At 38.9% G+C, this 12,593-nt stretch carries 13 protein-coding genes; 11 read left to right on the top strand and 2 right to left on the bottom strand.

Translation table 11 applies throughout. The features are described 5' to 3' along the window. The first annotated feature begins 20 nt into the window (after positions 1-20). From A9970_RS04525 to ispE, 4 genes are all read left to right on the top strand, one after another. Entirely contained in the window at positions 21-1,325 is a 1,305-nt protein-coding gene (locus tag A9970_RS04525) for an efflux RND transporter periplasmic adaptor subunit (RefSeq protein ID WP_182981472.1), read from the top strand. 107 nt (positions 1,326-1,432) lie between these two features. Beyond that, the gene (locus tag A9970_RS04530) at positions 1,433-2,395 is read left to right on the top strand and encodes a helix-hairpin-helix domain-containing protein (protein ID WP_182981473.1); all 963 of its coding nucleotides are present in this window, start codon (positions 1,433-1,435) and stop codon (positions 2,393-2,395) included. Next, on the top strand, positions 2,382-2,909 hold the full coding sequence (locus A9970_RS04535; RefSeq protein ID WP_182981474.1) for an adenine phosphoribosyltransferase: 528 nt from the start codon (positions 2,382-2,384) through the stop codon (positions 2,907-2,909). Before A9970_RS04530 ends, A9970_RS04535 begins: the two co-directional genes overlap by 14 nt. Before the next feature lie 30 nt (positions 2,910-2,939). Continuing rightward, a complete protein-coding gene (gene ispE, locus A9970_RS04540; protein ID WP_182981475.1) occupies positions 2,940-3,755 on the top strand; it encodes a 4-(cytidine 5'-diphospho)-2-C-methyl-D-erythritol kinase in 816 nt (271 codons plus the stop codon). Between the two features lie 77 nt (positions 3,756-3,832). On the opposite strand, the gene A9970_RS04545 is transcribed toward ispE, so the two are convergent. Then, the gene (locus tag A9970_RS04545) at positions 3,833-4,678 is read right to left on the bottom strand and encodes an ATP cone domain-containing protein (RefSeq protein WP_182981476.1); all 846 of its coding nucleotides are present in this window, start codon (positions 4,676-4,678) and stop codon (positions 3,833-3,835) included. A 135-nt stretch (positions 4,679-4,813) separates the two neighbouring features. On the opposite strand from A9970_RS04545, the gene A9970_RS04550 reads away from it, so the two are divergent. Then, positions 4,814-5,110 carry a DUF2892 domain-containing protein gene (locus A9970_RS04550; protein ID WP_046676248.1) on the top strand — a complete coding sequence of 99 codons (297 nt, stop codon included), beginning with the start codon at positions 4,814-4,816 and terminating at the stop codon, positions 5,108-5,110. Between the two features lie 326 nt (positions 5,111-5,436). Here the strand turns inward: A9970_RS04550 and ychF are convergent, their stop codons facing one another. Next, positions 5,437-6,537 carry a redox-regulated ATPase YchF gene (ychF, locus tag A9970_RS04555; RefSeq protein ID WP_153845895.1) on the bottom strand — a complete coding sequence of 367 codons (1,101 nt, stop codon included), beginning with the start codon at positions 6,535-6,537 and terminating at the stop codon, positions 5,437-5,439. Between the two features lie 68 nt (positions 6,538-6,605). On the opposite strand from ychF, the gene A9970_RS04560 reads away from it, so the two are divergent. The 6 genes from A9970_RS04560 (at position 6,606) to A9970_RS04585 (ending at position 12,570) form a co-directional block, all read left to right on the top strand. Then, positions 6,606-6,941, top strand: a complete 336-nt coding sequence (locus A9970_RS04560) for a Rieske (2Fe-2S) protein (RefSeq protein WP_153845896.1) — start codon at positions 6,606-6,608, stop codon at positions 6,939-6,941. 88 nt (positions 6,942-7,029) lie between these two features. Then, positions 7,030-8,034, top strand: a complete 1,005-nt coding sequence (locus tag A9970_RS04565) for an NAD(P)H-dependent glycerol-3-phosphate dehydrogenase (protein ID WP_153845897.1) — start codon at positions 7,030-7,032, stop codon at positions 8,032-8,034. A 19-nt stretch (positions 8,035-8,053) separates the two neighbouring features. Then, the gene (gene hemF, locus A9970_RS04570; protein ID WP_182981477.1) at positions 8,054-8,950 is read left to right on the top strand and encodes an oxygen-dependent coproporphyrinogen oxidase; all 897 of its coding nucleotides are present in this window, start codon (positions 8,054-8,056) and stop codon (positions 8,948-8,950) included. 20 nt (positions 8,951-8,970) lie between these two features. Next, the gene (locus tag A9970_RS04575; RefSeq protein ID WP_182981478.1) at positions 8,971-10,230 is read left to right on the top strand and encodes a pitrilysin family protein; all 1,260 of its coding nucleotides are present in this window, start codon (positions 8,971-8,973) and stop codon (positions 10,228-10,230) included. Further along, positions 10,220-11,542 carry a pitrilysin family protein gene (locus tag A9970_RS04580; protein ID WP_182981479.1) on the top strand — a complete coding sequence of 441 codons (1,323 nt, stop codon included), beginning with the start codon at positions 10,220-10,222 and terminating at the stop codon, positions 11,540-11,542. Before A9970_RS04575 ends, A9970_RS04580 begins: the two co-directional genes overlap by 11 nt. A 71-nt stretch (positions 11,543-11,613) precedes the next feature. Continuing rightward, complete coding sequence (locus tag A9970_RS04585) at positions 11,614-12,570, top strand: 3'-5' exonuclease (RefSeq protein ID WP_153845901.1); 957 nt, start codon at positions 11,614-11,616, stop codon at positions 12,568-12,570. Positions 12,571-12,593 lie beyond the last annotated feature (23 nt).

Below are 12,593 nucleotides of genomic sequence, written 5' to 3' on the forward strand. Positions count from 1 at the left end.
TATTTGATTTAACAAAAGAAATGGCAAAGAAAAAACGTAGCATTGGAAAAATTATATTAATAATAGTTGTGCTCTTGGTAGTCCTTGGTTTTATAGGTTTTAAAGCAGGCTGGTTTGGCAAAGGAGAGATTACCAAAGTCGCGGTGGATGTAGTAAAAGAGACTGATGTTGATGAATTAGTTTCTGCAAGTGGGAAGATTCAGCCTGAAGTGGAGGTCAAACTGAGTTCGGAGGTGTCTGGAGAGGTTGTAGAGCTTAATATTAAAGAGGGTGATTTTGTTAAAAAAGGACAAGTACTCTGTCGGATCAAACCCGATATCTTGCAGTCTGGTTATGATCGCTCTGTTGCAGCAATGAATTCTCAGCGAGCCAATTTAGCCGCTGCACAACAGCAATTAAAACAACAGGAAGAAAACTTCAAAAATGTAGCTGCTACCTATAAACGGAATCAGGAGCTTTTTGAAAAACGTGTTATTTCTGCCTCAGAAATGGATAAAAGTTCGGCAGAATATCATGCAGCACAGGCTTCTATCCAAGCACAAAGAGAGACCGTACGTTCTACAAAATATGGTATTGACCAATCACAAGCCTCAGTAAAAGAAGCACAGGACAATTTAAATCGGACGACAATTTATGCGCCATCAGATGGCATCATTTCTCTCTTGTCTATTGAAAAGGGTGAGCGTGTGGTTGGAACAGCGCAGATGGCGGGTACAGAAATTATGCGTATTGCCAATATGAGTTCGATGGAGGTTAATGTCGATGTAAATGAAAATGATATTAACAATGTAAGAGTAGGGAATCAAGCTGAGATTGAAGTCGATGCTTTTAAGGACAGAAAGTTTAAAGGTGTTGTGACCGAAATCGCTAGCTCGTCTAAAAACATCGCAACGACAACTACGGCGACATCATCGACAGATCAGGTGACAAATTTTAATGTAAAAGTTCGCATCAGCGCAGAATCGTATCAAGACTTGATGAAAGAGAATGTAGCATCGCCATTTAAACCGGGACTTTCAGCAACAGTTCAGATATTTACAAAACACGATAAAGGACTGGTTGTACCGATTCAATCGGTAACCGTGCGCTCTGATGATAAAGACTCTACAAATACAAATAAGAAAGTTGATGAATATGTATTTGTCCTAAAAGATAAAATAGTTAAGCAGATTTTGGTTAAGACAGGTATTCAGGATGATAAAAATATCATTGTTACCTCAGGACTGAAAAAAGGGGACGAGGTCGTTTCTAGACCATTTGATGCGATTTCCAAAACCTTAAAAGACGGTAGTCAAGTCGAAAAAGTTGATAAGTCAAAGTTATAAATCTCTTTGTAGATAATAATTAATAAAAAGGGAATTGTTTTTTAATAATTCCCTTTTTATTTTCCTTATAATTTATTAAATTTAAACAACCCAATTGTTAGCGGCTTATGAAAAGGCTATTGGCTTATTTTAAATTTAGTAAAACAGAACAAAATGGATTTTTCATTATTTTGGTGATTATCGTTTTGTTTGCGACGATTTATACGCTGATTAAACGTAATACGAGAGATCCTATTCCAAATCAGGCCAAACTTTTTGAACAGTCCTTTCACGATTCTATAGAGATTTCCAGTACACCCAACAAACAGGAGTTTAGTAGCCCCTATGTCAATAAAAACGAAAGTGTTGTGTCCATCTCGCCGACTACAGATTTAGATGATGAAAAGCTATTTTATTTTGATCCAAATAATTTACCTCACGCTGATTGGCATAAGTTAGGACTTTCTGATAAACAGATTGCGGTACTGAAAAATTATGAAAAAAAAGGGGGACGATTTAAGGTAAAAACCGATCTGAAGAAAATCTACTCCATTAATGATCGACTTTACAAGAGATTAGAACCTTACATCCAAATAAAAACAATTCCCGATTCGGAACGAACAAAACAACAAGACAGAGCGCCTTTGCTTTATGATAAATTTGAGAGAAATAAAGCTGAACTTATCGATATTAATACCTGTGATACCACGGCACTAATCAGTCTTAAAGGGATAGGCTCAATTCTATCCAAACGCATTTTGAAATATAAAGATGTTCTTGGTGGTTTCTATCGTATAGAACAGTTAAAGGAGGTTTATGGAGTTACGGCTGAAACGTATGATCTAATTAAAGACTATATTGTTGTAGCTAATTTAGATGGAATCAAAAAAATCAATATTAATAAAGTTGATGCAAATTCATTGGCTAAACATCCGTATCTTAGCCCTAAAGATGCGAAACTAATCGTCAATTATCGGGATCAACATGGAAGTTATGTCAATATAGAAGATTTGACAAAAATAGGAACACTTTCAGATCTTGCGATTGCGAAGATTGCGCCTTATTTAATATTTGAGAATGATTCAAGATAAATTGAAACTGGAAATCCGGGATATTGTGGATTTTCCTAAACCTGGTATTGTCTTTAAAGATATTACCCCTTTGTTGAAAGATGCGGCATTGTGTAGCGAAATGGTTGATGCGATTATTGATCAATTGCAAGGAATAGAGATAGATGCTATTGCTGGAATTGAGAGCCGGGGTTTTCTATTTGGATTTTTACTTGCCAATAGGCTGGGCTTGCCTTTTATTCCAATTCGAAAACAAGGTAAATTACCTTTTAAGACCGTGTCTGAATCTTATGCACTGGAATACGGCCAAGCAACGATTGAAATCCATGAAGATGCTTTTCAAAAAGGAAGCCGCATATTGGTTCACGACGACCTTTTAGCAACAGGGGGTACCGTCGTTGCTGCCAGTAAACTTATTGAAAGACTTGGTGGCGAGATCGTCGCTTATAGTTTTATCATCTCTTTAGACTTCCTAAAGGCGAAAGGAAGATTATCTAGGTTCAGTGATAATATCTTTTCATTGGTAAGTTATTAATTTAAAAATATACGATTTAGAGCATTTCACATGATACTTTTTGCAAACGCTAAACTAAACATTGGACTGCAAGTAATTGCCAAGCGTACGGATGGTTATCATGAGCTGAACAGTGTTTTTTATCCACTTCCAATTTACGATATTATCGAATTATTGGATACGACTGCTACGGAGACAACACTAAATATTCAGGGGGAACGTATCCCAGGAAATCTCCGTGATAACCTTTGTATAAGAGCTTTTGAATTGTTGGAAAAAGATTATGGCATTCCGCCTGTTTCAATTGATTTGATCAAACAAATTCCGATCGGAGCAGGTTTAGGCGGCGGTTCTGCCGACGCGTCTTTTGTTTTGAAAGGGCTCAATACGCTCTTTCAATTGAATCTTACAGAAGAGCAACTAGCGGGGTATGCCGCAAAGCTAGGAGCCGATTGTCCTTTTTTTATTGCAAATAATCCTGTTTTTGCAACAGGCATTGGGACTGATTTTAAAGACTTAACTCTAAATTTGGATGGCTACCATATTGCAGTCATTATGCCCAATATTCATATTTCTACAGCTGAAGCCTATGCTGGTGTACAACCTAAAGTACCCGAAGTTAATTTGGAAGAAGCGATTCGTTTGCCTATCCAAGAATGGAAGTTTCATATTCGAAATGATTTTGAGGATGGTATTTTCGAGAATTACCCATTGTTGAAAGAAATTAAAGAAACTTTATATCAAAAAGGAGCGATTTACGCTTCTATGTCAGGTTCCGGAGCGGCTATTTATGGCATATTTTGGGAAAAAATAGATTTAAGCGCGCTTGCAAAATATGGCAAGATCTATCATCCAACCAAGCTGTAAGAGTACTATCGGTTGCTAAAAAAGCATTATGTATACCTGTTTGGACAGATATACATAATGCTTTTTTTAGTATGTTATTAATACTCTTCTTCCACTTGATAGTTTATGAGTTCGCGAGCCTCATTTAAAACCTTTTCTTTCCGTTCTTTTGTTAAGTTTAGAAGATCCAATTTTTCGGGATTACTGACGATATCTTTCACTAAAATAAGCTGATTTTTGAGCAGTTGTTGTTCCTCAAGGTCTGAAAGAGTTGTTAGACAAGTGACTGGATAGAAAACGGCTTTATCTACTCTTTTTTTAATGCTATTTTCTTTAGGGTAATCCCAAGAGAGCAAGTTGATATCATAATATTTAGCAAAATCAATCGAGTCGGAAGTGAAGTAAGCATTGGTAATCAGCCAGCCTTCTTGAAACTGCAGCTGCTTTCCAAAAAACTGATAATTGATATTGCTGATATCTTTGAATCTTGAAAGATAATACATCGGTGTTGTTACGGATATTTTAGCGTCAATATCGTTTCGAAATTTGCACTCCGCGGTAATCAGTTTGCCGTCCTTATAGGCTACAACGTCCAATTCATGCGAAACAGCATGCCCCTGTACGGTCTGTCCCGTGGTGCTTTCATAACCGATGGATCGCAATAGGTGAGCAATGTATTTTTCGAAGTAGAAGCCTTCAGGGCCGAGTTCACGCAGGGCTTTCTTAAGGCTATAGCGTGCGGCGAAGGAATTTCGTACTGTTTTTAAAGTATCAAAGGCCAGCTGATAGAGCTCTCTTGTTGAAATGCCATCATATATTTCGTTGAGTACCTTATCGTAGACCTGATTAACCTGGTCGGCATTGGCACCGGAACGAGAAAGCGAATGGCGTAGCGATTCACCATTAAAGGGTACTAATTCACCAGAATATTTTTTGATTTGCATGTATTTCTAATTTGTTAAATACGAATATAAGAGATGTCGTCGGAGAAACAACATAAAAAACTATTATTCTATTCCTAAACTTTTTTAGGGCACCATTTGTTTATAACATGTACGATAAATAAAATAGAGATAATTATGAGTAACCTACTAAACTTTGCATTTGATAAGATAAAAACGAAGATCGAAGACGATTGTATCGAAGAAAATATTGGCACCTCTGAGCGTGTTTTGTCGGTGATTGCCGGCGGATTCATATTGGGCTTGGGTGTTAAAAAACTGTTTAAATCCCCACTTACTGGATTGTCTGGACTAACCCTTGGTGGAGCTTTGATCTATCGTGGCGTAACCGGCCATTGTGATGTTAAGAAAGTATTAGAAGATAAGGATATCAAAAAAGTAGAGGTGATTGAGCATCGCTATTTTGTTAAATAGCAAGCCTTGTATCCCTAGCTTAATGTAAAAGTGTTTTTAGTGGAGGCTTCTAGGGGTCTACTTGACAACAATGCGGTACTTACTTCGCCCTGTGAGCGGGGTTCGACTACGGTGAGCGCACAGTGACTGTACAATAAAAAGGTGGACTCAACGTGGACTCATGGTGGACTCACTGTGCTTACAAGGCGAATTTGATAATAGCCCGTCCGCTAGGTGGGGCATAGTTTTGACAATAAAAAGGGCGATGATAAAACATAAAAAAGAGGCGAACACTTCAAAAGTGTTCGCCTCTTTTTTATGTTTACCTGTTTGAACAGGCGGGATGGTTATACGTTAAAACGGAAGTGCATGATATCGCCATCTTGGACAATATATGTTTTTCCTTCCACTGATAATTTTCCAGCTTCTTTTACTGCATTTTCAGAGCCAAGCGTGACGAAATCATCATACTTAATTACTTCAGCGCGGATAAATCCTTTTTCGAAATCTGTGTGGATGACACCTGCAGCCTGAGGGGCTGTAAATCCATTCTCAATCGTCCAGGCACGAACTTCCTGTACGCCAGCGGTAAAGTAAGTCGCCAGATTTAAAAGCGAATACGCAGCGCGGATCAGCTTGTGAACGCCAGATTCCGCTAAGCCAAGGTCATCTAAAAACATTTTACGTTCTTCGTAGCTTTCCAGTTGTGCAATTTCGGATTCGATCTGTGCAGAAATAATCAATACTTCGGCTTTTTCGTCCTTTACAGCTTCCTTAACACGTTCGACATAAGCGTTTCCGGTGTTGACAGAGCCCTCATCTACATTACATACATAAAGTACAGGTTTGGCGGTCAATAATGCTAAATCCTGAATAAACTCAAAATCTTCGGCATCAATTGCTGCAGTCCGTGCAGATTTTCCAGCCTCAAGATGGTCTTTAACGATCGATAGGATGTCAAATGTTCTTTTTGCCTCTTTGTCACCGCCTGTTTTAGCCATTTTTTCAACCTTTTGGATACGTTTTACAACAGTGTCCAAATCCTTAAGCTGTAATTCGGTGTCAATGATTTCTTTATCTCTGATCGGATCTACCGAACCATCAACGTGGATAACGTTTCCGTCGTCAAAACATCTTAAAACGTGAATAATAGCATTGGTTGTACGAATATTTCCTAAGAATTGGTTGCCTAAGCCTTCACCTTTCGAAGCTCCTTTTACAAGACCTGCGATGTCGACGATCTCGATTGTATTTGGAACAACGCGTTGTGGGTTGACTAATTCAGCTAATTTATTGAGACGGGCATCCGGTACGGTAATTACCCCAACATTTGGTTCAATTGTACAAAATGGAAAGTTAGCCGCTTGCGCTTTCGCGTTCGACAAACAGTTAAATAATGTTGATTTACCAACGTTTGGTAAACCTACGATACCGCATTGTAAAGCCATATATAGTGCAAATTTTTGAAATTGCACAAAGATAGAAAATTCACTGTAATTTTTAGCTATCTTGTCGAATGGTTCATTGGTACAAAATTGAACATGCCGATTTTCTGAAAAATCAGGGCATCAGCGAACATAAATTCGGTGGGAAAATTATTTGTATAACGTGGTTTGAAGACAAACTCTATGCTTTCTCCCGAAAATGCCCACATGCTGGAGCACCACTGAAAAATGGCTGGTGTGAACGTGGAAAAGTAATCTGTCCTTTTCATCGTCATGAATTTGATCTAATTTCAGGAAGAGGTAATCCAGAGCAGCATGATTTTATTGCTATTTACCCCGTAAAATTCGAAGATAAAGACTATTATGTTGGTCTGGAAATAGGGTTTTGGCAACGTTTATTTGCTTAGAAAGTAACGAAAGTATCATATCTCACCGCGTGAATCGTATATCTAATGAGTAAATAAGTATATTTGCTATCGAAAACAAATTAAAGACATGCAGGGGAAAAAGATTGGTATAATTGGTAGCGGAAGTTGGGCTACTGCTATGATCAAGATGCTATGTGAAAATGACCAAGACAAGCATATTTTTTGGTGGGTAAGAAAGGAAGAAGATGCAGAATATATTCAAAAATTCAAACACAACCCGACTTACCTGAGTAGTGTTTCGGTTGATCTTAGTATTACGACGATTGATACCGATGCAAAAAATATAATTACTAATTCGGACATTGTCATTTTAAATACGCCTGCGGCTTATTTGAAGGATGCACTGGCGAATGTTACGAAGGAAGATTTTAGAAATAAAATTGTTGTTTCGGCCATTAAGGGGATTATTCCCAAAGATAATTTGATCATCGGTGAGTTTTTGGAGCAACGATATGAGGTAGATATTGAACAGATCTGTGTGGTTGGTGGCCCATGTCATGCGGAGGAAGTTGCCTTAGGCAAATTGTCTTATTTAACTTTCGGCTGTAAAAACCTGGATAGTGCAGCATTGGTCGCTTCATTTCTATCGTCAAGGGTCATTAAGACGATTCTGTCGGAAGATGTCCTAGGGATAGAATTTGGTGCAGTATTGAAAAATATATATGCGTTAGCTGGTGGTATTTGCCATGGCTTAGGTTACGGTGATAATTTTCAAGCGGTGTTGGTATCCAATGCAATTCGCGAAATGCGTCGTTTTGTAGGTAAAGTGGACGGTGATACTTCCAGGGATGTGAATACTTCGGCTTACTTAGGGGATCTTTTGGTAACAGCCTATTCCCAATTCAGCCGAAATAGAACCTTTGGAAATATGATTGGAAAGGGGTACAGCGTACAATCTGCCCAATTGGAAATGAATATGGTGGCAGAAGGGTATTACGCTTCGGCATGTATTCAGGAATATGCAAAGAAATATGCAGTGGAATTACCTATATGCGATGCCGTGCACCAAATTTTGTATGAACACCTTCCTGCATCTAAAATTATTCAAGCATTGAGCGAAAAATTAACATAATAAAGTAGCAATAGAGTAGATGATAACAAAAGAAGCGATTGCTTTAGCTTATAAAGAAATTCAGGACGAAATATGTCAGGCGTTGGAGAAATTAGATGGATCGGCGCGCTTTGAAGAAGAATTGTGGGAACGTGAAGGTGGCGGCGGAGGTCGTACCAGGATCATTCAGAATGGTCAAATTTTGGAAAAAGGAGGTGTTAACTTTTCGTCTGTCTATGGCAAATTACCAGAAGCGATTAAAAAATCATTTGCTGTAGAAGAAGATGATTTTTTTGCGACAGGAGTATCCATCGTCATTCATCCAAATAATCCCTTAGTCCCTATTATACACATGAATATCCGCTATTTTGAGCTAAACGATCAGATTCGTTGGTTTGGTGGTGGAATCGATTTAACGCCCCATTATGTCAATGAAGAAGATGCCAGCTATTTTCATCAGCAGCTGAAAGATGTATGTGATCGGCATGATGCTACATTCTATGAAAAGTTTAAAAATTGGGCGGATGATTATTTTTATATCAGACACCGCGAGGAAACACGGGGAATAGGAGGTGTATTTTACGATAAGTTGAATACGGAAAAAACAGGGATGAGCATGGAAGATATTTTTGCTTTTTCGTGTGATCTTGGCCGTACGTTTGCACCAACCTACACCGCTTTGGTCGAGAAAAATCGACATAAAGACTTTACTGATCAACAAAAAAATTGGCAATTAATCCGCCGCGGACGCTACGTCGAATTTAACCTGGTATGGGACTCGGGGACTAAATTTGGACTTGAAACGAATGGTCGAATTGAGTCGATACTGATGAGTCTACCTGCCCAGGCCAATTGGGTGTACGATTATCGTCCTGAAGAAGGCTCAGAAGAAGCCAAAACCTTAGCTTTACTACGAAAAGGTATAAACTGGATTTAAAAACATCGAAGAAAAATCAGATGGTTTCTTATCAAAAATTTACGTTAGAAAACGGCCTGCGTGTATTGGTACACGAGGATCATAATACGGCCATGGCTTGTGTCAATATCTTGTATGATGTGGGCGCAAGAGATGAGTCTCCGGAACAGACCGGATTTGCACATTTATTTGAACACCTGATGTTTGGTGGAAGTATCAATATTCCGAACTTCGATACCGAATTGCAAAAAGTAGGTGGTGAAAATAATGCATTCACTAGCAACGACATCACAAATTACTACATCACCTTGCCTTCTTCAAATCTCGAAACAGCATTGTGGCTTGAGTCGGATCGGATGTTAAGTCTGGCTTTTTCAGCACAGAGCCTTGAGGTGCAACGAAATGTCGTGAGCGAAGAGTTTAAACAGCGTTATTTGAATCAACCTTATGGCGATGCATGGCTAAAATTGCGGCCATTAGCTTATCAGGTACACCCTTATCGCTGGGCGACTATCGGAAAAGAGTTAAGCCATATTGAGGAGGCTACCATGGAAGATGTAAAAGCTTTCTTCAAATTACATTATAATCCACAGAGTGCAATTATGGTTGTTTCGGGAGATGTACATTTTGAAGAAGTAAAGGCTTTGACCCAAAAGTGGTTTGGCGATATTGAGGCTGGCGAAAAATACAATCGTCAATTGCCTAAAGAGCCGGCGCAAGAGGAGATAAGGCGTGAGACTACTTGGGCAGAAGTGCCTCTAGATGCACTTTACATGGCATTTCATGGCCCCGCAAGATTGGAAGAAGGGTATTTCGCAATGGACCTTTTGTCGGATATTTTATCAAGAGGATCTTCCTCACGTTTGTATCGTCGATTGGTAAAAGAGGGGCAGTTATTTAGTGAAATAAACGCCTATGTCATGGGAAGTATTGACAATAACCTCTTTGTCATTGAAGGAAAACCATCGGAAGGCATCTCGCTAGAAGAAGCTGAACGTGCAGTCTGGGCCGAATTGGAGGTCATAAAATCCGAGTTGGTACCAGCAGCTGAATTGGATAAAGTAAAGAATAAGATCGAATCGACAAACGTTTTTGCGGAACTATCTATTTTGGATAAAGCCATGAACTTGGCTTTCCATGAGTTGCTGGGTGATGCAGATGGCATTAACACGGAGGTCTCAAAATATTTGTCGGTGAGTGCGGAGGAAGTTCAACAGCAAGCTCAGGCTATTTTTAGACCGGAGAATGCTTCTATATTAATGTATAAATCAAAAGAAGAGGAGGCTGTACATGTTGGATAGAACAAAAGCACCTGAGTTCCGTGAAATTGGAAATATAAGTTTGAAAGAGCCAATCAAGAAGCAGTTTGCAAACGGATTGCCTGTCTATGTTTTCCAGTCGCCCGAGCAAGAGCTTGTGCGAATAGAATGGATCTTTGAGAATACCTATCTTGATGGACAGGTTGAAAACCCGTTGTTAAATAGTGCCTTAAGCGCCTTACTTAAAGAGGGAACAACTACCATGTCCAGTGCAGAGATCGCAGATAAAGTAGATTTCTATGGTGCATTTCTTGTCCCTGAATACTCTTTTGACGTAACTTCTTTGTCGCTTTATACATTGAACAGGCACAGTCAGGTCCTCTTGCCGCTTGTAAAAGATATTCTGACAGAGGCATCTATTCCGCAACAGGAGTTAGATACCTATTTGCGTAATAACAAGCAAAAGTTTCAAGTTTCTATTCAGAAAAATGATTATCTGGCGCGACGTAAATTCTATAACTTGATCTTCGGTAAGAATAATCGTTACGGGCGTACACCAAAACTGGAAGATTATGATGCGATTACACGTGCGCAGTTGATCGAATTGTACCAACAGGAAATTGTTCCTAGTAACTGTACCTTAATTGTTTCAGGTAATGTTTCGGATGAGCTATTGCAAGAGCTGGAACAAATTTTTGGCGTAGATTGGAAGGGAGCAGCTATTCACTCTTCTTTGGATGAGCCTGTTTTGGCACAAGGATCTAATGATCTGGTTTACGAAGAAAAAGAAAATGCATTGCAGTCAGCCATTCGTTTAGGTTGCCAGACGATTGGAAGGACACATCCTGATTATCCTGCACTACAGTTTGTCAATACTTTATTAGGTGGTTTTTTTGGTTCCCGTCTGATGCGCAATATCCGTGAAGAAAAAGGGTATACCTATAGTATTGGTTCGGCAGTCGCAACCTTGAAGCATACTGGTTTTATGACCATTGTAACCGAAGTCGGGGTAGATGTAACGCATGCAACCTTGACAGAAATAGAAAAGGAGATCAATTTGTTGAAAACAACATTGGCCTCCGAGGAAGAGGTGAATCTCGTTAAAACCTATATGGAAGGTTCTATGTTGGGTTCATTGGAAAGTATCTTTTCGCATGCAGACAAGTTTAAAAGTGTTTTGTTAAATGGGATGACATTAACGTATTATTCCTATTATATGGAACAGATCAGAAACATGTCGCCAGAGAAGGTGCGTGATCTTGCCAATAAATACCTGGACTTTGATGCAATGGTGAAAGTTGTTGTTGGGAAAATCAGTCAAGCAGAATCAGTTCATCAGGCGGTTGTAAATTAAATTTCTTAGACTACAAAAATCGAATACTACTTTGTATTTTTGGTTTTTGATAAAAAAGTGTATTATCCAGCATGGAATTAAAATTAAAAAGACCATTGGTATTTTTCGATTTGGAAACTACAGGTGTTAATGTGGCGACCGATCGTATTGTCGAAGTATCATTTTTGAAAGTGATGCCCAATGGTGAAGAAACAGTCTATACAAAGAAGATCAATCCAGAAGTGCCTATTCCCGCGGAATCCTCTTTTTTTCATGGTATTTATGATGAAGATGTGAAGGATGCTCCTAATTTTAAAGCAATTGCAGTGGAGCTTGCGGCTTTTATTGAGAATGGAGATCTGGCGGGATATAATTCCAATAAATTCGATGTCCCTATGCTTATGGAAGAGTTTTTGCGGGCGGGCGTTGATTTTTCATTGGAAGGAAGGGCATTTGTAGATGTTCAAAACATTTTCCATCAAATGGAACAACGAACGTTGAAAGCGGCATACAAGTTTTACTGTAATGAAAATCTTGAAAATGCACATACGGCTGAAGCTGATGTTCGCGCAACATATGAAGTATTGAAAGCACAGTTGACGAAATATGAAGGGGCAGCATTTGAAGATAAACATGGTGTCGTATCTTATCCAGTAGTGAACGACGTCGAGGCTCTTCATGCGTTTACCAACCTAAGCAAGCCGGTAGATTTTGCCGGGCGTCTCGTATATAATGCGGAAGGATTGGAAACGATCAATTTTGGTAAACATAAAGGAAAACCTATTATCGAAGTATTTGAGCAGGAGCCTAGTTACTACGCTTGGATGCAGAATGGTGATTTTCCATTGTATACCAAGAAGGTCTTAGAGAATATCTGGAATCGGTATAAAAAGGAAAAGAGTGAGCAAAAAGCGAAAGCAGCAGCAGCCACCCATTCTGTAGAAGATAAAAAACTTGCGAAAAAGGAATTCAATCAGCAAAAAGAAGAAGCGCCACAGAACATTTCTTTAGATATGTTGAAAGGATTGCAAGATAAATTTAAAAAATAACTTTAATTAATAGCTTAGAAAAA

Origin of the sequence: Sphingobacterium sp. UME9 (assembly GCF_014170215.1) — a bacterium.
In the GTDB taxonomy this organism is placed as follows: Bacteria; Bacteroidota; Bacteroidia; order Sphingobacteriales; family Sphingobacteriaceae; genus Sphingobacterium; species Sphingobacterium paramultivorum.

Excerpts from the sequence above, each read along its gene's own strand:
- A9970_RS04550 (WP_046676248.1), top strand. The coding sequence starts at position 4,814 with ATGAGTAACCTACTAAACTTTGCATTTGATAAGATAAAAACGAAGATC.
- A9970_RS04525 (WP_182981472.1), top strand. The coding sequence starts at position 21 with ATGGCAAAGAAAAAACGTAGCATTGGAAAAATTATATTAATAATAGTT.
- A9970_RS04580 (WP_182981479.1), top strand. The coding sequence starts at position 10,220 with ATGTTGGATAGAACAAAAGCACCTGAGTTCCGTGAAATTGGAAATATA.
- A9970_RS04530 (WP_182981473.1), top strand. The coding sequence starts at position 1,433 with ATGAAAAGGCTATTGGCTTATTTTAAATTTAGTAAAACAGAACAAAAT.
- hemF (WP_182981477.1), top strand. The coding sequence starts at position 8,054 with ATGATAACAAAAGAAGCGATTGCTTTAGCTTATAAAGAAATTCAGGAC.
- A9970_RS04560 (WP_153845896.1), top strand. The coding sequence starts at position 6,606 with ATGGTTCATTGGTACAAAATTGAACATGCCGATTTTCTGAAAAATCAG.
- A9970_RS04565 (WP_153845897.1), top strand. The coding sequence starts at position 7,030 with ATGCAGGGGAAAAAGATTGGTATAATTGGTAGCGGAAGTTGGGCTACT.
- A9970_RS04575 (WP_182981478.1), top strand. The coding sequence starts at position 8,971 with ATGGTTTCTTATCAAAAATTTACGTTAGAAAACGGCCTGCGTGTATTG.
- A9970_RS04545 (WP_182981476.1), bottom strand. The coding sequence starts at position 4,678 with ATGCAAATCAAAAAATATTCTGGTGAATTAGTACCCTTTAATGGTGAA.
- ispE (WP_182981475.1), top strand. The coding sequence starts at position 2,940 with ATGATACTTTTTGCAAACGCTAAACTAAACATTGGACTGCAAGTAATT.
- A9970_RS04585 (WP_153845901.1), top strand. The coding sequence starts at position 11,614 with ATGGAATTAAAATTAAAAAGACCATTGGTATTTTTCGATTTGGAAACT.
- ychF (WP_153845895.1), bottom strand. The coding sequence starts at position 6,537 with ATGGCTTTACAATGCGGTATCGTAGGTTTACCAAACGTTGGTAAATCA.
- A9970_RS04535 (WP_182981474.1), top strand. The coding sequence starts at position 2,382 with ATGATTCAAGATAAATTGAAACTGGAAATCCGGGATATTGTGGATTTT.